We start from the raw sequence: 19,643 nt of genomic DNA, 5'->3' as shown, positions 1-19,643 counted from the left end.
TTCTTATCTTTAAAAATGATTAGGTTTCAAGATAGAGTGAATAATGACGCGCCATCCTAAATATAGCCAACTCTAGTGCCTATCGACCCAACCGCAGGAATGGATAATTCCCAGACTTCCATTTTACGCCGAACTGTGTCCAGCGATACCTATGAGCGACTCTGTTCCTTATGGCAGCAGATGGCAGAGAGGAAGGGACAAGAAAACATTTTGTTGACAGAAGAAACCCTTTTTCCCGTAAATCCAAGCTTTGCAGAGAAAGAATATCGCGAACGCTTTTTTTTGCTATTTTCTCCAGAATTTAGAGCACTTTTGACAGGAAGGCTCAGAACAGAGGATTTGCTTTATCAAATTAGCATTATCTGGGATACTCGGACGATCGCAGATTTTGTCGATCGACTTAGCGAAGAGATCGGACAAAACACAAAAATACAACAGCTGCGCGATCTCCTTCAACAAACCTTAATCGCTCAACCGTCTAATAATCCGGATCTCCAATGTCACTTTACTCTCAAATTATTAGACATTCTGACTCCGGAGACTTTAGGAGGATTGGAGCAGATGTATCCTCGCGCGTCTATTTGCAAACCCGTAGAAGATGCACTGCACCAACAGGTTACACAAGAGCGTCTTCTCAATCAAGTTATTACTCAGATTCGTCAAAGCTTAGAATTACCCGTCATTTTAGAAACTGCCGTCAAAGAAGTTAGGAGTTTTCTTCAGGTCGATCGCCTGGTTATTTATCAATTTATCAATGAGAGTTCTGCTGAGAACGAACGGAATCATTCTTCTCAAAGTTGGGGACGGGTGACTTATGAATCTAGAGCATCCGATCGCATTCCTTCTATCTTAAACTTAACCGCAGAAGATGATTGTTTCACCTATATTCCTCGTTACACAGAAAAATACCGTCGCGGCTTGGTTGTTGCGATCGAAGATGTAGAAAAAGCTTATTCTTCATCTTTTTGCTTAGTAGAGTTACTCAGACAACGCGATGTAAAAGCTAAATTAATTGCTCCTATTGTCGTAGAAGAAAAACTGTGGGGATTACTGATTGCTCATCAATGTTTTGAGACTCGTCAATGGTTTGAAAGCGAAAAAAACTTTTTGAGACAAATTGGAGAACACTTAGCAGTTGCGATTTATCAAGCTCAATTATACGCTGAAGTTCAACAGCAAAAAAATACCTTTGAACAACGAGTTATCGAACGCACCCAAGAACTTCGCGATACTCTGCTAGCCGCTCAATCTGCCCATCAATCCAAAAGCGAATTTCTGGGCAATATGAGTCACGAATTACGGACGCCTTTAACCAGCGTTATTGGTTTGTCGGGAACTTTATTACATTGGTCGGATCGAGGTTCTGCTCTCTCGCTAGCAAAGCAGCGACAATACCTAAAAATGATTCAAGACAGCGGCAAACAATTGCTGGAATTAATCAACGAAATTTTAGATTTTTCTCAATTAGAGGCAGGAAAATTATTCTTAAATACTAAAGAATTTTCGCTGCAAAACTTGTCTCGTAAAGTGCTTAAAAATCTTCAGACTGAAGCAACTAATCAACAAATTCATTTAGAATTAGACTGTCGAGTCGAATCAAGACACGATCGCTTTTATGCCGATCCCGATCGCATTCAACAAATTCTCTTTCACCTGATCAAAAATGCTATCAAATTTACTCCGGCTGACGGAACTGTTATTCTAAGAGTTTGGAAAGAGAATAACTACGCTGTTTTTCAAGTCGAAGATACGGGAATTGGCATTTCTGAAGACCAATTACCGCTATTATTTGAGAAATTTCAACAGTTGGAAAAATCCCGTCAACGCACCCACGGCGGCACGGGATTGGGGTTAGCATTAACCAAACAATTAGTCGAATTGCATCGAGGAACGATTGAAGTCGAATCAACAGTAGGAAAAGGATCGTTGTTTACCGTTCGCTTGCCCAACCAATCTCATCGTCAGCTCAAAACTACGCCAGCTTCAAAAGTAGACGACCAGATATCTTCTGAAAGTAAAAGTATCGTTCTCATCGAAAGAGATGAAGAAGTCGCTACCTTAATGTGCGAACTTCTGACAGCAGCTACTTATCAAGTTGTCTGGTTGATTGACAGTACGACTGCGATCGGGCAAATCGAACTTTTGTGCCCTTCTCTCGCTATTGTCGATCGCAATATCCCCGATGTTTATCATATTAGTAAAACTCTCAAAAAATTACAGACAACAAAATCAATTAAAATTCTTTTATTGAGCGATAAAATTACCTTAACAGACTGGCAAGCTCTCTCAAGAAAAGGTATTGATGATTATTTGCCCAAACCCATTCAACCTCACCTTTTATTACAAAGGGTTAGTGCTTTAGTCTCAAGCGATAAAAACTCAGAGAATGATAAAATGAAGTTGTGATTGGGGATTGTTAGTAGTCAGTGGTGGGTGGTTTATGGTTGGTCGTTTCTCTCCTCTTGGTTTTATGCAGTATTTACTAATATTAGCTCTATTGCTTGCTACTTTCTTCGTGTTATTCGCCCTACAAAATGCTGAGACAGTCACGATAGATTTACTTTTTCTTAAAGTTCAAAGTTCTTTGGCGATCGTGTTGTTATCCGCTCTAGGTTCGGGAGTACTGATTGGCTTATTAGGTTCGAGTTACAACAGCTTTAAAAAAAGCCTACAAATTGCTCAACAGAATAAACAAATTCAAGAACTTCAGAAAACTTTAAACGAAAAAGAAATGGCTTTAAAAGCCCAAATAACAGAAGCGAAGAAGATAGAAGAAACTGTAACCAGCGAATCTGCTAAAACGTCTCAATGAATATTGAAACGCTGAAAAATAGCTTAATAGTATCCTGTCAAGCTCCCATAGATTCTCCCCTACACGACCCGAAAATTATCGCAGCAATGGCAAAAGCTTCCGTTATGCAAGGAGCAGCAGGAGTAAGAATCGACACGCCCGCTCATATCGAGCAAGTGCGACAACAAATGCCCGACATTTCTATCATTGGCTTGTGGAAAAAACAGTTTCCAAAGTCGGAAGTTTATATTACGCCTCGTTTTGAAGAAGCGATCGCGATCGCCCGGGCAGGGGCAGATATCATTGCCATTGATGCTACCCGTAGAGAACGCCCAGAGAGAGAAACAGTTTCAGAAATTATCGAGAAAATTCACACAAGACTCGACAAACTGGTTATGGCGGATATCGATACGATTGAAAGCGCGATCGCGGCGGCTGAAGCAGGAGCCGATCTTGTTGCCACGACGCTTTATGGATACACGCCCCAAACTCAACACCTCTCTCCTCCCGGTTACTCGCTCCTGACAGAGATAGTAGAAAAGTTACAGATTCCAGTCATTGGCGAGGGAGGAATTAGTTCTCCCGAAGACGCAAAGAAAGCCTTAGATTTGGGTGCTTTCGCTGTCGTTGTCGGTACGGCTATTACCGGAATCGATCTGAAAGTAAAAGCTTTTAAGGCTGTTTTTGGTTAATTTCTCCATCGTCCTTTTAAATTTTGAACTTTAAACTATTTTGGTCGGCTCAATGCCTCGAATTGCTGCCAACACAGGTACAACGCACGGGGGACGTGGAAGCAGCCCTTCCATTTACCGCCTTTGAGATTCAAAAGCACTTCACCGCGACGGTTGAGGTAGCCAAACCACTCGCCGTATTCTGGATCGGCAAAATGCGACCAAGCGTAATCGTGCATCTTTCGATACCAGTCCCAACACCCCTCGCGCCCCGTCAGGCGATAGCCCATTGCCAGTGCTACCAAGGATTCTAAATGCACCCACCACAGTTTTCGATCCCACTCTAGTTGCTGTGGCGGATGACCGTCTATATCCAGAAAATAATATAATCCGCCGTACTCAACATCCCAAGCAAAATTGAGGATATTGAGCATCGCGTCTACCGCTTGGTTTATCGTTGTGGCGTCGTGGCGACGACTGGCAATATCCATAACGAACCACATCGCTTCAATCCCATGACCGGGATTAATCAGCCGCCCGTCAAAACAATCGACGTGAGAACCATCAGGGGCAACATTTTCATAAATTAGTCCTCGATCGCGATCCAAAAAATCTGCCATCACTTCCCGAACCGTCATATCTAGGACATTTTCAAGGGTTTCCTCGCTCAAAAGCCACGCTATTTCCAGCGTCAGATTGGCTAAAATCATCGGCACTGCCAGCGCTTTCATCGGACGAATGCCGGGATAGATTTTGTTGTATTTTCCCTTCGGATTATCCTTGCGGCGCAAAACATTATTGTAAGCTTGCAAGGCTACCTCTGTTGCCCAACTTTCGCCAGAAGCCATTGCATATTGGCTGAATGCCATGGCAGCAAAGCAATCAGAAAAGATACTGTAGGGCTGCACTAGCGGATTTCCAGCGCGATCGAGGGCAAAGTACCAGTTGCCGTCCGCATCTGTGCCATGTTGAGCCAGAAAATTGGCTCCATTGGCAGCAATTTTGAGCCAGTCTTCGCGCTTTTCTAACTGGTTGTAAAGCATGGAGAAGATCCAGATCTGACGGTTTTGCAACCAGACAAATTTGTCGGTGTCATAAACGTTTCCCTCTCGATCCAAACAGGTGAAATAGCCGCCCCGTTCCCAGTCGAGCGAGTGTTTTTCCCAAAATGGAATCGCGTCCTTGAGGAGTGCGTTTTTGTACAGTTGCGCCAGTGCTTTAAAGTCGTACTCCACGATCCGATTTTCACCAAAACTAATCGCGTTAATTATCGCCTTTGCGGGAGATCTTCAACAAGGGATTTTGTGGGATGGGCGACGCGGGCGATCGCTTTTCCCTACAACCGGATCTGACTAAAATACTCTAGCGATCGTTCCCACTCTAGGACAGTTTTTGGGCTGGCTAGCCATTTATGACATTTAGGCTCTTTATTTGTTACTGTTAATCCTATAGACGAGGTTTAAAAAAAGAGTTTCAGAGCTATATCACGCATTAAAGTCTATGTTTGCTATAAAATTATTGGCTAAACGTCTTATCCCTGCCCTATTTTTCTCAGGTTGTTTGTTGGCTGGCATGCAAACGATTGGCTGGGCGCAGGGCAATCCTGGATTAACCATTTTCAGCGGTGTCGAGCGCGAAAATATTCTAAATTACTATTTAGATTTTGGCGGAATCCCTCGCCAGTGGGATCGCTATAAACTTTACGTTCCCGCTAAAAAATTGACTCAGGGAGCTAGTAAATTCTTCATCTCCTATCCAAAACACTTCAACGGCAAGTTTGATACAGATAAAGTTGAAGTCCGAGTCAATAAGGAGTCTGTTCCCTTGCGAGAAGTCTATTGGGATAAAGAGAGTCGCGTTCTCGAAATCGATCTAGAACAGCCAATCGAAGCAGGCACCAAAGCAACTATTGTCTTGTCTAACGTTAAAAATCCCGACTTTGGAACTTATTATTTTGTTTGCGATGCTCAAGCTGCCGGACAGATTCCCGTTCGTCTCTATTTGGGCACTTGGATTGTTAGTATAGAAGGACGGTAAATATTGATATAGCAATTCTCGATTAAGTGAGGTACACCTTGGCTATGTCTGGGGAAAAGGGAAAGGTCAAAGGGGAAGGGTTAAAGAGAAAAAATTTGTACCTCATGAGTATGAGAACCGCTATGGCGATCGCGCTTATCAAAAATTGACCAACATTTCATCAGACCACGAAAGACTTTTGCAAGAAGTCTATTAACTAAAAGGGAACAAATTTTCTGCATCGGTAAGTCATATGAGGCGAACGCACTCAAAAATAATAGATCTTGCCGATACAAATTATCAGTGCCACGCCAGGACCTACTACGACTGAAAGAATTCTTGAGCTGATCCTAGCCCATCCTCAAGGAATCACTATCAAAGAATTGAGCAATCGTTTGAATCGTCCTGTTTCAATGGTTAACCTATGTTTAAAACCCCTTCTCACATCCAAACAAGTTTATGTTCGACTCAGCGAAAGCGGGATGCAACAGATTTATTATCCAAGCGCGATCGCATAGATGGTTTCATTATTTCATCTAGCTGAAGCGACGGTGCAATCGCGATTTCCTCAGTTTCTCCTCTAAAGATTAAACTAATTTTATTTTTCTGATTAACTTTATTCATTTAAAAAAACGAGCGAATATCTGCCTATAATATTATTTTGCTAGAGGAATCCTCACAAAAAATACCTCCAATATGCCTGACATTGTTGATATTGCAGTAAGCGCCGATAACTTCCAAACCCTGGTTAGCGCCGTTAAAGCTGCTAATTTAGTAGATACCCTAAAAAGTCCCGGCCCCTTTACCGTTTTTGCTCCTACTGACGACGCTTTTGCTAAACTTCCCCCAGGAACGATACAAACCCTAGTGCAAAATATTCCTCAACTAACTCGAATTCTTTGCTATCATGTCGTTCTCGGTAAATTAATGAAAGCAGACTTAGAAAAAGTTGATTCGGTAACTTCTGTAGAAGGTTCGCCCATTCGGATTGATTGTTCCGATGGCTTTGAGGTAAAAAATGCCACTGTTATTGCTGCAGATATCGAAGCAGATAATGGGGTAATTCATGTTATTGATAATGTTATTTTGATGGGATAGTGCATAGTTGGTTATTTTTTATTAAATTCGCCGGGAATCCCGCCCACCCTTGTGGTGGCGGATGAGAGGCGAGGCGATGACGAAGTGACCCCTTAAACAATATTAGCCGCAGGCTGATGAGTGATTAAGGTCGCTGAGGAATCGCCAAACTCTTACCGAACTCTTGAAACTACGCTACCATCGCGGCTATCGCCGCATCTTGTGTTCTGTGATAACGTAAAATTTCTATAGTGATACTGAGTATCAATTGAAAAACTGGTTGGCAGCAGCAAATGAAGCGCACCGTCTCCATTCCCGTCAATTTCCCCCATGAGCGGTTTGTGCCCCTCATGGGGTTTTGTGCTGAGATTTTTAATCGGCTTTGGGTGAGGTTGAAGTTTGAAACTGAAACCCCAAAGTTCAAAACGGTGAAGCTCAAGGCATTGACCGAGGTTTGTACCATCTGGCAACTACCTCAGACGGTCAGTTCTTTAGCTCAAACAAAGTTCGTGCTACGCCAAGACGGTATTTGTACAATCGGCGCAAGTTGCAGCAAAAAGGTACTCGAAGCGCGAAGCGTCGCCTAGGGGCGATGTCAGGCAAAGAGAAGCGGTTCATGGGCGACGTTAACTATTGTGCAACCAAGAAGCTTGCTAGACAGCCTGATTACACAGTTTTTGTGTTGGAAGTCGGGACTTCGCACTCAAAGGCGAGGTAAAAAGCTCAATAAGTGGCTCTCTAGCTGGAGCTTCTATCAGTTTGAGCAATTCCTTTCGTATAAGGCTGAGGCACTTGGCAAACGAGTTGTCTTTGTCGATGCTCGGTATACCAGTCAGAAATGTTCTCGGTATTCTTTCCCTTGCTCAAATCGAGACGGGGGAACAGGGGTCAGTCAATGCTCCTCATGGTTCGGGGACTCTCGGTTCCCAGAGCCAAGCCGCATCCGCTTGTCGGTGCGGTTAGTTGACTCTAGAGAAATCTTGGCTTTTACAATTGTTTAATCTTGTTACTATCCCATGATATGATGACTTCTGGCTTGGATTTAACCTTCCTCTATCATGGAAAATTAAATCTAGCAAGCTGTCCTTTTATAATTAGCCTGTAGCCGAGAAGCGTGACCCTTTCCCATCCATCTCTCGAATCTACGACCTTGACACAAGATCGTTCTCAAACCGATTCCCAAATGTCGGCATCGGATAATTCAATGCAAGAGTTCTACCAACTGCAACAAACCCTGTTGCTGACCACTCTTGTTTTGACTGGGATGATTTGTGTCAGCATCTGGATAGCTTACTCGCTTGACACGGCGCTAAATTATTTACTGGGCGCATGTGTGGGCGTAGTCTATCTAAAGCTACTTGCTAGAGATGTAGAAAGGGTAGGCAAACAGCCTGGACGAGTCGGAGTAAAAGGTCTAGCCCTTTTTGCAGCGCTAATTATCTTTGCCTGTAAATGGCAGCAATTGCACATAGTGCCTGTTTTTCTTGGATTTCTAACTTATAAAGCCGCGATCGTCATCTACATGCTGCAAAGCCTCGTGCAGCCAGCAAAAAAGTAGATCGATTAGCTGTTGAGGAAATTCTAGAATTGCCTGTTTTAAAAACTAGGTGAATCTCAGCAAATGACAATGTTGGACGGTTTGAGCGTTTTAAATTCTCTTCCCCTCGCCGCTTTAGAAGTTGGTAAACACTTTTATTGGGAAATTGGTAATTTAAAAGTACACGGACAGGTGTTTCTCACTTCCTGGTTCGTAATTGCACTTCTCATTATTGCTTCGCTAGCTGCAACGCGCAACGTTCAGCGAATCCCCAGTGGCATCCAAAACCTAATGGAATACGTTCTAGAATTCTTACGAGATTTAGCCAAAAACCAACTGGGAGAAAAGGAATACCGTCCTTGGTTACCATTTATTGGCACGCTGTTTCTCTTTATCTTCGTGTCTAATTGGTCGGGCGCATTAATTCCCTGGAAACTCATTGAGATTCCCAATAGCGAACTCGCAGCCCCGACAAATGATATCAATACGACGGTTGCTTTAGCGTTACTAACTTCTTTGGCTTATTTTTACGCAGGTTTTAGTAAAAAGGGCTTGGGATATTTTGCTAACTACGTTCAGCCGATTCCCATCCTTTTACCGATCAAAATTTTAGAAGATTTCACCAAGCCTCTATCTCTCAGTTTCCGACTTTTTGGAAACATTTTGGCAGACGAACTGGTTGTAGCAGTACTGGTGTTTTTAGTGCCGCTATTCGTTCCCTTACCGCTGATGGGGTTGGGGTTATTTACTAGCGCAATTCAGGCATTGGTATTTGCTACCTTAGCCGGAGCCTATATTCACGAGGCGATTGAGTCTGAAGGTGAAGAAGGGCATGAGTAGACGATCGGTTATTAATTATTCAGTTATCAGTTATCAGTGAAAGAATACATAAGTAATTGATGATTGATAATTGGTAATAGATAACCGATCTAGAAGCTCAGTAGATGACACTTTGGGAGTAATTTAGAAGAAGTCAACATAGATTGAGTTGCTTGGGGACTTCGCGCTCCTGACAATTAACTTGACGATTTGTTTTGTAATCAAAGGAAATAAGTTGATATGAATCCAATTCTTGCTTCTGCTTCAGTAATTGCTGCTGCTTTAGCCGTTGGTCTGGCTGCTATCGGTCCTGGTATCGGTCAAGGTAATGCCTCTGGACAAGCCGTTTCGGGTATTGCCCGTCAACCCGAAGCTGAAGGCAAAATTCGCGGTACTCTACTATTAACTCTAGCGTTTATGGAGTCTCTGACGATTTACGGTCTGGTAATCGCTCTAGTACTACTATTTGCTAACCCATTTGCCTAAAAGGTTATAGGTCAGAAAAAGGCGGAGAGGCACCGCTAAAATGGTAGAACCGATTCTGCCATTGGGCGATCGCAAGCGAGCTGGCGACGTGGGTAAGTTCCTCTAAAATACTTAGCGAACGTCAGCCAGCTCCTCCGCAAAGTTGGCGCCTTTTAATTAGGAGAGAGTCAAAACAAGATAAAACCGAGATAAGATGATAGGTTTGGCTTGTAAAAGGCTTACTTTAACTAAAATTAATGGGAACTCGCAAATATGTTTGATTTTGATGCAACTTTGCCATTTATGGCATTGCAGTTCGTAATCTTGGCTGTCTTGCTTAATGCCATTTTCTACAAGCCCCTCGGCAAAGTCTTAGATGAGAGAGCGGATTATATCCGTACCACAGAAGCTGAAGCAAAGGAACGAATCGCCAAAGCCGAAGCCTTGGCAAAAGAGTACGAAACTCAAATTGCAGAAGCTCGCAAGCAAGCGCAAGAAATTATTGCGGCGGCGCAAGCAGAGGCTAAAAAAATAGCCGATCGCAAGATTGCAGAGGCTCAAAGAGAAGCTCAGGCACAAAAAGAAGAAGCTGCTCGAGAGATAGAGAAGCAAAAACAAGAAGCTCTGCGAGAGCTAGAGCAACAGGTTGATGCTCTCAGCCGCCAAATCCTAGACAAATTACTAGGACCCGAACTGGTAAGATAACTCCTTCATCGGTTGAGTTTTAAATTTAAACATGATGAGTACAATTTTATTATTAGCAGCTACAGAAGCGGTTGAGGAAGGAGGTTTTGGTCTAAATCTAGACATATTCGAGACAAACCTCATCAACCTTGCCATTTTAGTTGGGCTTCTGGTCTATTTCGGTCGCAAAGTACTAGGGCAGATCCTCAGCGAGCGCCGCTCCAAGATCGCTCAGGCGATTCAAGAAGCCGAAGACCGCCAAAAGAAAGCGGTGGCATTCCTAGCCGAGCAGCAAAAGAAATTAGCCCAAGCTCGGGCAACAGCGGAACGCATTCGCCAGGAAGCCGAACAGCGAGCCCAAGCCGCTCAAGTTGCGATCGCCTCTCAAACCGAAAAAGATATTCAGCGCCTAAAAGAGATAGCAGCGCAAGATCTTACGTCCGAGCAAGAGCGCGTTATCGCCGAACTCAGACAGCGTATCGCGGCGTTGGCAATCGAGCGAGCTGAGTCTCAACTGAAAGCTCAGTTAGACGAATCTGCTCAGCAAACACTCATCGAGCGCAGTATCGCTCAATTAGGAGGTCGCTAATGAAAGGAAGTGCATTCGGGACGGAAGTTGCCGAGCCTTACGCTCAAGCTTTGATGGCTGTCGCTCAGTCTAACAATCTAACCGATCGATTTGGCGACGATATTCGCGTTTTAATCGATTTAATAGAAAGCTCCCAAGATTTAAGCGAATTTCTGGCCAATCCAGTCGTTAAAGATCCGGATAAAAAAGCGATTCTGCGACGGATTGCACGAGAGAGTCATCCCTATCTCGTTAACTTTCTCATGCTTCTAGTCGATAAGCGCCGCGTTATCTTCTTAAAAAAAATTTGCGAGCAATACCTAGAACTATTGCGGAAGTTAAAAAACGCAGTTTTGGCAGAAGTTATCTCGGCAACCGAGCTAAACGAACGGCAGCGACAAGCAGTATCAGATAAAGTTAGAGCCTTAACAGGCGCACAAGCAGTAGAACTAAAGACAAAAATCGATCCCGACCTCATCGGCGGCGTTATTATCAAAGTGGGTTCTCAGGTATACGATGCCAGCCTCAGAGGACAACTGCGTCGCATTAGCTATAGCCTTAGCAGCGCCACTTAAATTTTTTTCTCAATCTAAAATCTAAAATCCAAAATTCAGACTATGGTTAGCATCAGACCCGACGAAATTAGCAGCATTATTCGCCAACAGATTGAAGCCTACGACAAGCAAGTCCAGGTTTCTAACATAGGAACGGTTCTTCAGGTAGGAGACGGTACGGCTCGCATTTACGGGCTAGAACAAGCAATGGCTGGAGAACTGTTAGAGTTTGAAGACGGGACGGTCGGCATCGCCCTCAACCTAGAAGAAGACAACGTAGGTGCGGTGTTGATGGGAGAAGGCTTCGGAATCCAAGAAGGTAGCACGGTTAAAGCGACTGGAAAAATCGCTCAGGTGCCCGTGGGCGAAGCCCTGATCGGACGAGTAGTAGACGCTTTAGGTCGTCCGATTGACGGCAAAGGGGCGATTAACACTAGCGAAACTCGGCTGATAGAATCGCCCGCTCCCGGTATCGTAGCCCGTAAATCCGTTTGCGAACCCTTACAGACGGGGATTACCGCCATTGACGCGATGATTCCCATCGGACGCGGACAGCGCGAATTAATCATCGGCGATCGCCAGACCGGGAAAACGTCTGTAGCCGTAGATACCATCATTAACCAGAAGAGCGAAGACGTGATTTGCGTCTATGTCGCGATCGGACAAAAAGCTTCTACCGTTGCTCAGGTCGTCGATACCCTAGCATCTAAAGGCGCAATGGACTATACCATCGTCGTTGCTGCTAACGCCAACGACCCCGCCACCTTACAATATCTCGCGCCTTACACGGGGGCTTCGATGGCGGAATACTTCATGTACAAGGGCAAACATACCCTAGTGATTTATGACGACCTCACCAAGCAAGCGCAAGCCTACCGTCAGTTGTCACTGCTGCTGCGTCGTCCACCCGGACGGGAAGCTTATCCCGGAGACGTATTCTACCTCCACTCTCGCTTGCTAGAACGTGCTGCTAAGCTAAGCGACAAACTGGGTGGCGGTAGTATGACCGCGCTGCCAATTATCGAAACTCAGGCAGGCGACGTATCTGCTTACATTCCTACTAACGTTATTTCTATTACCGACGGACAGATCTTCCTCTCTTCTGACTTGTTTAACGCTGGTTTCCGCCCCGCCATTAACGCAGGAATCTCGGTATCGCGCGTGGGATCTGCCGCTCAAACCAAAGCGATGAAACAGGTTGCAGGTAAGCTGAAGCTAGAATTAGCTCAGTTTGCCGAACTTGAAGCCTTCTCTCAGTTTGCTTCCGATTTGGATGCGGCAACTCAGGCACAATTGGCACGGGGTCAGCGCCTGCGCCAAATCCTCAAACAGCCTCAAAACTCTCCTCTAGCGGTATGGGAGCAAGTAGCTACTGTATACGCGGGTCTGAACGGCTATCTCGACGACCTGCCAGTCGATAAAGTGGTTGACTTTGCCAAAGGATTGCGGGAGTATCTCAAAACCAACAAGCCCAAATACTCCGAAATTATCGGCGAGAAAAAAGCTCTGACCGAAGACGCAGAAGCCCTGCTTAAAGAGGCAATTACTGAATACAAGCAGGCTTTTACAGCATAGTTCGGCGATTAGTTAGGAGTTATTAGTTAGTGGTTAGTGGGAATGAACGAGCAACTACTAACTAATAACCATTAACCCTTGATAATTGATTACTAATAACTAATAACTGTTTACTGAATTTATGGCTAACTTAAAAGCTATCCGCGATCGCATTCAGTCGGTCAAAAATACGAAAAAAATTACAGAAGCCATGCGCCTCGTGGCAGCCGCTAAAGTACGACGCGCTCAGGAGCAAGTCATCGCCACCCGTCCCTTTGCCGATGCTCTGACGCAGGTTCTATTTAACCTCCAAAATCGACTGCGCTTTGGAGAAGTCAGTTTGCCCCTGCTGACGCAACGGGAAGTTCGCACGGTTGCTTTACTCGTCGTTTCGGGCGATCGCGGTTTGTGCGGCGGCTACAATACCAACGTCATCCGTCGCGCCGAACAACGCGCTCAAGAACTGAAAGCGCAGGGCGTGAACTACAAATACGTTTTAGTCGGACGCAAAGCCATTCAATATTTCCAGCGTCACGATCGACCGATTCAGATTCACGAGAAAATCTACACGGGGTTAGAGCAGATTCCCTCTGCTGCCGAAGCTTCTCGGATTGCCGACGAACTGCTGTCGCTGTTTCTTTCGGAGACCGTCGATCGCGTTGAATTGATCTATACTCGTTTCGTTTCTCTGATCAGTTCTCGCCCCATCGTCCAAACCTTACTTCCCCTGACTCCCCAAGGGCTAGAAGTTCAAGACGATGAGATTTTCCGACTGATTACCCGCGAGGGCAGATTCCAGGTAGAACGAGAGAAAGTTTCTACACCGAAGGTAGCTTTTTCTCAGGACATGATTTTTGAGCAAGACCCGGTGCAAATTCTGGATTCGCTCTTACCTCTTTATCTAAATAACCAATTGCTGAGAGCGTTGCAGGAATCAGCCGCCAGCGAACTTGCAGCCCGCATGACTGCAATGAATAACGCTAGCGACAACGCCAGCGAGTTGATTAACACCCTGACTCTGTCATACAACAAAGCTCGTCAAGCAGCAATTACCCAAGAACTTCTAGAAGTCGTTGCGGGTGCAAATGCTCTGTGATTACAGTGATTTTCAGTAACATGCCGCTGTAAATTAATGGCACAGTCGCTAAAACGAGAGCTGGGGGTACTAGGCGGGAGTACCCTCGGACTGGGTTCGATTGTTGGTGCTGGCGTGTTTGTCAGTACGGGCATGCCGCAGGGATTGCGGGTCCGGCAGCGATCGTTTCTGTTGCGATCGCGGCTGGGGTTGCTATCTGTAATGGCTTAAACAGCGATCGATTAGTAGCTAGCCATCCCGTTAACGTGAGTTCGATGATGAGAAGACGATGAGAAAAAGGCAAAAAGCCTGCTAGATATGAAGTATGAACAGCTAGGCAGGTAATGGGATAGCTAAGATTGATTGAGCAGCCGCAAAAAAGACCAAAAAACGCCGAGACTCAAAATATCTAAGCAAAAAATTCTGTGGGGTGGCACTTTGGGTTTAAACTTCATTCTAATCGCTGGTTTAGCCGTTTACACCTATTTACCCAAAAAACTGTCGATTGACATTTACCCAAAAGATTTGCCTGTATTACCTCCTGCCGTTTTTTAGTTTCGTCGAACTCACGTCCCGTTAGTGGTGGAGCTTACGAGGATGGTTATAAGTATCTTAACCCCTGGCTCGGTTTTACGGCTGGCTGAATGTTCTTGATTGCTAAGTCTGCTTCTGCTGCTACGGCTGCTTTAGGATGTGCGGGTTACTTGCTCAATGTTTTCGGCGTTAGCGATCGCACCTTTCTTATTTCCACGGCTTTAGACGCAGTCGTGTTGCTGATATCGATTGTTCTGGGGGGAATTCACCGCTCTAACCCAGTCAACATTACCATTGTCTCTGTCACTCAAACTTCAACGCTTCTGGAGATAGAACAATCATTTTCATCGATCGCGACTAAATCTGACTGGAGAAAGAAGATAAGATCGCCTTTCCTTGCATATCCTAAATCATAAAAATAAAAGAGGCAAAAATATTGAATGCGTATCTTACTGGTTGAAGACGATCCAGAACAACTCGAACCACTGCATGAAGCTTTATCAAAAGTCGGGCATATTGTCGATGGCGCACGGAACGGCGAAACAGCTCGATGGCTTTTAGGCGAGAAAGACTATGATTTACTAATTCTCGATTGGATGTTACCCGATCTTAGCGGACTATGCCTATGTCAGCAGTATCGGCATTCTGGGAAAACATCGCCTGTACTGATTTTGACCGCTAAAGACACAATTGCAGATAAAATTAGCGGATTAGATGCCGGTGCTGACGATTATATCGTTAAACCTGTAGACTTACTCGAACTCCTAGCGCGAGTGCGGGCGTTAGGAAGGCGATCGCCGAATTGGCAAGGAGATTGTCTCGGCGTTGCCGATTTGCAACTAGACGCAACCTGCCTGACAGTAGAACGCGGTCAGGCATCGGTGCGACTATCACCCCGCGAATTTCAGTTATTAGAATACTTTGTCCGTCACCCCCGTCAAGTATTAAGCCGCAACCAAATCGAACAAGCTTTGTGGGAATGGGGAACTGAGCCGGAAAGTAATGCTGTATCGGCTTCGATCCGGCGTTTGCGGCAGCGATTGCAGCTAGTGAATGCGGCAGAATGGATAAAAACTATTTATGGGATGGGTTATCGTTTTGACCCTTGCAATAGCTAATCTTTAATGTCAGCGATCGCCGCCATTATTTTAGGATTGGTCAATGGGTTGTAGACCCCCAAGCGAAAACGATACTGGTATTGGAATTAACCGGAATCACTTACACTAAATTTGGCAGCTTTTTTTCGGGGAACGAGCGAATAGTATTCCCACAGTTTAGAGAACTGGATCTAGCAGGTTGTCCCAAAAGTATAGAATGTCATGTCGAGCATAGCGATCGCGAAGCGAAACATCTTCTACCGATTCGCAATTATCAGTTCGCAATTAGTCAGCAGCTCTCTGTGTGTAAGGCTTTTTCATTGAGCATCTGTAGCGTTCTTTTTTAGAAATGGCATTATAGCAGTTTCCAGTTAGATGAGAGATAAAATTGGTCGATCGGGGAAAGGGGGAGCCGACGCGCACGCGGGAGCGAGCAACCCCTCTTCCAGAGCAGGGCTGTTTCAAGAACCAGAGAAAACAGATAATCTAGTCTAAGAGAACGATAAGTAGTTTAAAACGAACTAATGAGTTTTGAGAAAAGCTTAATTGATTATCTTCAACAAATTCCCGACCCGCGACATCCAAATGGTCGTAGACATCCATTATGGTTGGTCTTGCTGCTCATAATCATGGGGCTAATGAGTGGATATTATGGATATCGCGGTCTGGGAACATTTGTGGAAAGACATCGGCGAGTACTAAGACAAATGTTTTTGATCCGAGGAGCAACAGTTCCTTCTTATTCAACTATTAGAAGAGTATTGATGGAGATTGATTATCAAGCTCTGTGCGATGTCTTTAACGCTTGGGCATCTCAGATCGATAAGGAAGTTTCTCGCCAATGGGTAGCTCTTGATGGTAAAAGCCTCAGAAATACAGTGAGTGACTCTGCACGGGCCGAGCAAAACTTCGTGAGCATGGTATCAGCTTTTAGTCATAATCGCGGTTTAGTTTTAGGAGTACAAGTGATGGAAAATAAGCACGAAAGCGAAATAGTCGTCGTCGAAAATCTTTTATCGCTCTTGGATTTACAAAATGTAGTATTCACGGTTGATGCTCTGCACTGTCAAAAAAAACAGTCGCCGCCATTATTGACAGTGGCAATGACTACCTAATCCCAGTCAAAAAAAATCAACCTAAATTACACCAACTCCTGGAACTTCAATGTCTTATGAAAAAACCAATCCGTCAGTATCAAGATACAGAAAAAACCAGAGACAGATTGATACAAAGAACGATTGAAGTGTTTGAAGCGCCCTCGGAGATTGACCCACAATGGCGAGGAATTAATTGCGTAATCAAAGTGTTTAGACAAGGCATTAGAGGAAAACAATTTTATCAATCAAAGTTGCCGACTTATTACATCTGCTCTCTAGTTCCTCACTCTTCACTAATTCCCTCTGGGATTCGCCAGCATTGGTCAATTGAAAATCGGCTTCATTGGGTCAAAGATGTCGTTTTTCGTGAAGATACCAGTCCGAGGCTTAATGGTTTGGCCTCGATAAATTTCTCAATTCTCAAGAGTTGGGTAATTAATCTGTTGAGGAGTCACGGCTATGATTCAATCACAGAAGCAATAAGTTATTTGAGTCACGCTCTCAAGGCAATGTGTTCTTTATGCTCAATTTAGAACAATAAACTCATATTTTTTGCTGATTTCTTCTTCTTGAAACAGCCCTGCTGCCTGATAGGGGGGATAGCGAAGCTTCTTTGAGCATCGAGGAAAAAGGAAAAAAATCCTGTATTCTATTCACTCGAAAATCCATCTAGCATAGCAACTCCAAACAGAGATTCTTCGTTACGTTCTCCTGCACTGAGAATGACAAAATGGACTTTTCAGATGTCCTCTAACAGCAGCGCAAATCTTTGGAGCCGATAATCAAAGTAAGTAAAGAGAATACATAATTTACGGACAAGCAGACTCCTGTGGAATCTTAACAGTAAACGTCGTTCCAACTCCCTCTTGACTTTCTACAAAAATCTCTCCTTGATGAAGTTCCAGACACTTTTTTACCACTGCCAATCCCAATCCAGTACCAGCGATATCTTTAACATTTTTGCTGCGATGGAATGGCTCATAAAGAGCTTTCAGGTCTTCTGAGGGAATTCCTATTCCTTCATCTTGGATCTGAAAAACTACTGCACCTGGTTCGTCCCTCAGCACAAAGCGGATTTTACCACCGCTAGGTGAATACTTGATGGCTTTGGAAAGCAAATTGCTCAGAATCGAGTAGAGCAACTTTTCATCCAGATAGGCGTGGGTAAGCGCTCCTTGACCGATCACCTCAATTGAGTGAGAAGACTCATCAAAAACCTGCATATCCTCCACTAGATTGAGGCAGAAGGATTGAAGTTCGAGTAAATATGGCTTGCACTCCAACTTTCCCGCTTCAGCCCTAGTTAGGGTCAACAGATCGGCAAGCAACTTCGTCATTACCCTAGCTGAAGACTGAATGCGATCGAGATTTTTGCGCTCTTTGGGATCTAGCCCTTGTTGATTACTTGCTAGTAGCAGTTGCGCCGAACCGAGAATCAAGCTCAAGGGCGTGCGAAATTCATGGGAGACCATAGAAAAGAAATTGAGCTTCAGTTCGCTCAGTTCTTTTTCTTGAGCCAGAATTCGTTGTCGTATCTCTGCCTGCTGACGCTTTACCATTTGCTGGTAAAGCAGCGCATACACGGCTAAAAGTACGACAAACGTTAGAATAGTTCCCAGAATCTCGATCGACATTCTGCTATGAAAGCCGGACTGAGTTTGACTAACCTGTATCTGAAGTAATTGTTCTTCTTCAGTTTGGATTTGGGCGACGATTTGAAGAATTTCACGCTGATTTTGCTTGGTTTGGGCAATTAGTGAGTCTTGAGCTGCTCGCGATTTCTTGTTCTCGTATAGGTCAGTAAGCTGCTGGAAAAAAGCTAACCTTTGCTCAATTAATGCGTTCAGCTTTGCTAGTCGCCTCTGTTGGTTGGGATCGTTGTCGAGCAATTGCTGAAGTTGAGTAATTTTAGAATCAATGCCTTGAATAGCGAGATTATAGCGCTCTAACTCTTCCTCGTCCTCAAACAAAATATAGCCCCGCCGTCCGGCTTCTGCATTAGTCAGGGTAGCGACGACATCTGTCAGGGTTTTCAGGACTTGATGAGTCTGTTTCATTTGGTTAGCACTGGCAATTAAGCGAGTGGCATTTTGGTAAGAAACCAAGCTGACAAAACCCATCAACAGCAATGCCAGACTTAACCCGCCCGCGATCCACTTGCCTTCAAGCGACTTTTTTATCACGACACGATTGGAAATTGTCAATTGTGGATTTATCTTGGTAATTAGCAACTCAAACTACAATCGAGCCAGTCAATTATTTATACTCTAAGCTACCAAATGCGTATTTTAGTCGTTGAAGATGATGTCCGGCTAGCAGAAATGCTGACAGAAGCGCTCACAGACTTTCAATACGTGGTCGATCTTGCCCAAGACGGGGAAACTGCATGGGATTGGGTTAGGGGACAAGAATACGATCTGATCTTGCTGGATTTAACTCTGCCCAAGCTAGATGGAGTCAGTTTTTGTCAGCGACTGCGCCAACAACGCGTTGCTCTTCCGATTTTAATGTTAACTGCCCGCGATACCATTGCCGACAAAATTACGGGTTTGGATGCGGGGGCAGATGACTACATGGTCAAACCCTTTGACTTGCAAGAGTTAATGGCACGAATTCGTGCCCTGCTGCGCCGAGGAAAACTGACCACTACGTCGGGACTATCTTGGGGAAGCTTATACCTAAATTCGGGAACCTTTGAAGTTACTTATGAGAACATCCCACTATCTTTGACTCCAAAAGAGTTTGCTATCTTAGAGCTACTCATTGCCAACGGTCGGCGAGTTATGAGTCGAGCAGGTATCATCGAGCAGGTTTGGTCGCTGGGAGAACTGCCGACAGAAGAAGCTGTCAAGTCTCATATTAAAAGTCTACGCAATAAACTCAAAACCGCAGGCGCACCAGAAGATTTGATCGAGACAGTTCACGGACTGGGATACCGCCTCAAGCAGTTTTAGAGAAACTCCTAGGTTAATTTTCCCCCGATTTCTCCCCGATTTTTCCCTAATTTCTGCCACGAGGAAAAATTAAGCTAACTTTAACCAAAGCAGTTGGTTAGGGAACCCGGATGAATATGATTTCAGCTTGGTAAAAATTTTCTTGTTTGG

Annotated in this window: 22 protein-coding genes and 3 pseudogenes; 23 read left to right on the top strand and 2 right to left on the bottom strand. The window is 44.6% G+C overall.

The genetic code is table 11. From position 1 onward, the window contains the following. Positions 1–99 precede the first annotated feature (99 nt). Genes PLE7327_RS08385 through PLE7327_RS08375 form a run of 3 tightly spaced genes read left to right on the top strand, consistent with a single transcriptional unit; the run spans position 100 to position 3,483 of the window. Positions 100–2,406: a GAF domain-containing hybrid sensor histidine kinase/response regulator gene (locus tag PLE7327_RS08385; RefSeq protein WP_015143411.1), complete on the top strand. Its 2,307-nt coding sequence runs from the start codon at positions 100–102 to the stop codon at positions 2,404–2,406. A 34-nt stretch (positions 2,407–2,440) separates the two neighbouring features. Then, a complete protein-coding gene (locus PLE7327_RS08380; RefSeq protein ID WP_015143410.1) occupies positions 2,441–2,812 on the top strand; it encodes a LapA family protein in 372 nt (123 codons plus the stop codon). Continuing rightward, positions 2,809–3,483, top strand: a complete 675-nt coding sequence (locus tag PLE7327_RS08375) for an N-acetylmannosamine-6-phosphate 2-epimerase (RefSeq protein WP_015143409.1) — start codon at positions 2,809–2,811, stop codon at positions 3,481–3,483. Before PLE7327_RS08380 ends, PLE7327_RS08375 begins: the two co-directional genes overlap by 4 nt. 35 nt (positions 3,484–3,518) lie before the next feature. Here PLE7327_RS08375 and PLE7327_RS08370 read toward each other — a convergent pair whose 3' ends face one another. Then, positions 3,519–4,697 carry an AGE family epimerase/isomerase gene (locus PLE7327_RS08370; RefSeq protein WP_015143408.1) on the bottom strand — a complete coding sequence of 393 codons (1,179 nt, stop codon included), beginning with the start codon at positions 4,695–4,697 and terminating at the stop codon, positions 3,519–3,521. A 337-nt stretch (positions 4,698–5,034) separates the two neighbouring features. Between PLE7327_RS08370 and PLE7327_RS08365 the strand changes: the two genes are divergently transcribed. The 19 genes and pseudogenes from PLE7327_RS08365 to PLE7327_RS26440 all read left to right on the top strand — a co-directional run bounded on the left by PLE7327_RS08365 (position 5,035) and on the right by PLE7327_RS26440 (position 17,072). Beyond that, the gene (locus PLE7327_RS08365) at positions 5,035–5,499 is read left to right on the top strand and encodes a DUF2808 domain-containing protein (protein ID WP_371265294.1); all 465 of its coding nucleotides are present in this window, start codon (positions 5,035–5,037) and stop codon (positions 5,497–5,499) included. A 263-nt stretch (positions 5,500–5,762) separates the two neighbouring features. Further along, positions 5,763–5,996 carry a winged helix-turn-helix domain-containing protein gene (locus PLE7327_RS08360; RefSeq protein ID WP_015143406.1) on the top strand — a complete coding sequence of 78 codons (234 nt, stop codon included), beginning with the start codon at positions 5,763–5,765 and terminating at the stop codon, positions 5,994–5,996. A 178-nt stretch (positions 5,997–6,174) separates the two neighbouring features. Further along, positions 6,175–6,576: a fasciclin domain-containing protein gene (locus PLE7327_RS08355; RefSeq protein ID WP_015143405.1), complete on the top strand. Its 402-nt coding sequence runs from the start codon at positions 6,175–6,177 to the stop codon at positions 6,574–6,576. 433 nt (positions 6,577–7,009) lie between these two features. Further along, complete coding sequence (locus PLE7327_RS26450) at positions 7,010–7,273, top strand: hypothetical protein (protein WP_071880600.1); 264 nt, start codon at positions 7,010–7,012, stop codon at positions 7,271–7,273. Next, positions 7,191–7,367, top strand: a pseudogene (locus PLE7327_RS26445) (hypothetical protein); the annotation flags it as partial. The gene PLE7327_RS26450 and the pseudogene PLE7327_RS26445, both read left to right, overlap by 83 nt. 4 nt (positions 7,368–7,371) lie before the next feature. After that, positions 7,372–7,518, top strand: coding sequence for a hypothetical protein (locus PLE7327_RS25715; RefSeq protein ID WP_186005405.1), 147 nt, complete (start codon positions 7,372–7,374; stop codon positions 7,516–7,518). Positions 7,519–7,759: 241 nt separating this feature from the next. After that, on the top strand, positions 7,760–8,113 hold the full coding sequence (locus PLE7327_RS08345; RefSeq protein ID WP_015143403.1) for an ATP synthase subunit I: 354 nt from the start codon (positions 7,760–7,762) through the stop codon (positions 8,111–8,113). Between the two features lie 63 nt (positions 8,114–8,176). Then, positions 8,177–8,932 (top strand): F0F1 ATP synthase subunit A, encoded by a 756-nt coding sequence (gene atpB, locus PLE7327_RS08340; protein WP_041391971.1) that lies wholly within the window; start codon positions 8,177–8,179, stop codon positions 8,930–8,932. Positions 8,933–9,151: 219 nt separating this feature from the next. Further along, complete coding sequence (gene atpE / locus PLE7327_RS08335; RefSeq protein WP_015143401.1) at positions 9,152–9,397, top strand: ATP synthase F0 subunit C; 246 nt, start codon at positions 9,152–9,154, stop codon at positions 9,395–9,397. 252 nt (positions 9,398–9,649) lie between these two features. Continuing rightward, a complete protein-coding gene (locus tag PLE7327_RS08330) occupies positions 9,650–10,081 on the top strand; it encodes a F0F1 ATP synthase subunit B' (protein ID WP_015143400.1) in 432 nt (143 codons plus the stop codon). A gap of 31 nt (positions 10,082–10,112) precedes the next feature. Then, on the top strand, positions 10,113–10,649 hold the full coding sequence (locus tag PLE7327_RS08325) for a F0F1 ATP synthase subunit B (RefSeq protein WP_015143399.1): 537 nt from the start codon (positions 10,113–10,115) through the stop codon (positions 10,647–10,649). Further along, the gene (gene atpH, locus PLE7327_RS08320) at positions 10,649–11,203 is read left to right on the top strand and encodes an ATP synthase F1 subunit delta (protein WP_015143398.1); all 555 of its coding nucleotides are present in this window, start codon (positions 10,649–10,651) and stop codon (positions 11,201–11,203) included. Before PLE7327_RS08325 ends, atpH begins: the two co-directional genes overlap by 1 nt. 42 nt (positions 11,204–11,245) lie before the next feature. Further along, entirely contained in the window at positions 11,246–12,757 is a 1,512-nt protein-coding gene (gene atpA / locus PLE7327_RS08315) for a F0F1 ATP synthase subunit alpha (RefSeq protein ID WP_015143397.1), read from the top strand. 121 nt (positions 12,758–12,878) lie between these two features. Continuing rightward, positions 12,879–13,832, top strand: a complete 954-nt coding sequence (locus tag PLE7327_RS08310) for a F0F1 ATP synthase subunit gamma (protein WP_015143396.1) — start codon at positions 12,879–12,881, stop codon at positions 13,830–13,832. Between the two features lie 36 nt (positions 13,833–13,868). After that, complete coding sequence (locus PLE7327_RS23935) at positions 13,869–14,042, top strand: hypothetical protein (RefSeq protein ID WP_015143395.1); 174 nt, start codon at positions 13,869–13,871, stop codon at positions 14,040–14,042. Between the two features lie 132 nt (positions 14,043–14,174). Next, complete coding sequence (locus tag PLE7327_RS08305) at positions 14,175–14,366, top strand: hypothetical protein (RefSeq protein ID WP_041391969.1); 192 nt, start codon at positions 14,175–14,177, stop codon at positions 14,364–14,366. A gap of 11 nt (positions 14,367–14,377) precedes the next feature. Continuing rightward, a pseudogene (locus PLE7327_RS25200) lies at positions 14,378–14,662 on the top strand (amino acid permease); the annotation flags it as partial. 123 nt (positions 14,663–14,785) lie between these two features. Then, positions 14,786–15,463, top strand: coding sequence for a two-component system response regulator RppA (gene rppA, locus PLE7327_RS08295; protein WP_015143394.1), 678 nt, complete (start codon positions 14,786–14,788; stop codon positions 15,461–15,463). 503 nt (positions 15,464–15,966) lie between these two features. Beyond that, positions 15,967–17,072 (top strand): annotated as a pseudogene (locus PLE7327_RS26440) (ISAs1 family transposase). 276 nt (positions 17,073–17,348) lie between these two features. On the opposite strand, the gene PLE7327_RS08280 reads toward PLE7327_RS26440, so the two are convergent. Next, positions 17,349–18,719 carry an ATP-binding protein gene (locus PLE7327_RS08280; RefSeq protein ID WP_041393018.1) on the bottom strand — a complete coding sequence of 457 codons (1,371 nt, stop codon included), beginning with the start codon at positions 18,717–18,719 and terminating at the stop codon, positions 17,349–17,351. A gap of 99 nt (positions 18,720–18,818) precedes the next feature. Between PLE7327_RS08280 and PLE7327_RS08275 the strand changes: the two genes are divergently transcribed. Next, positions 18,819–19,493: a response regulator transcription factor gene (locus PLE7327_RS08275; RefSeq protein ID WP_015143392.1), complete on the top strand. Its 675-nt coding sequence runs from the start codon at positions 18,819–18,821 to the stop codon at positions 19,491–19,493. The last annotated feature ends 150 nt before the right edge of the window (positions 19,494–19,643 follow it).

The sequence above is a fragment of the Pleurocapsa sp. PCC 7327 genome, from assembly GCF_000317025.1.
Taxonomy (GTDB): Bacteria; Cyanobacteriota; Cyanobacteriia; order Cyanobacteriales; family Microcystaceae; genus Hydrococcus.
Note: the sequence above shows the minus strand (reverse complement) of the source record. Positions and strands in the feature narration are given on the sequence as shown.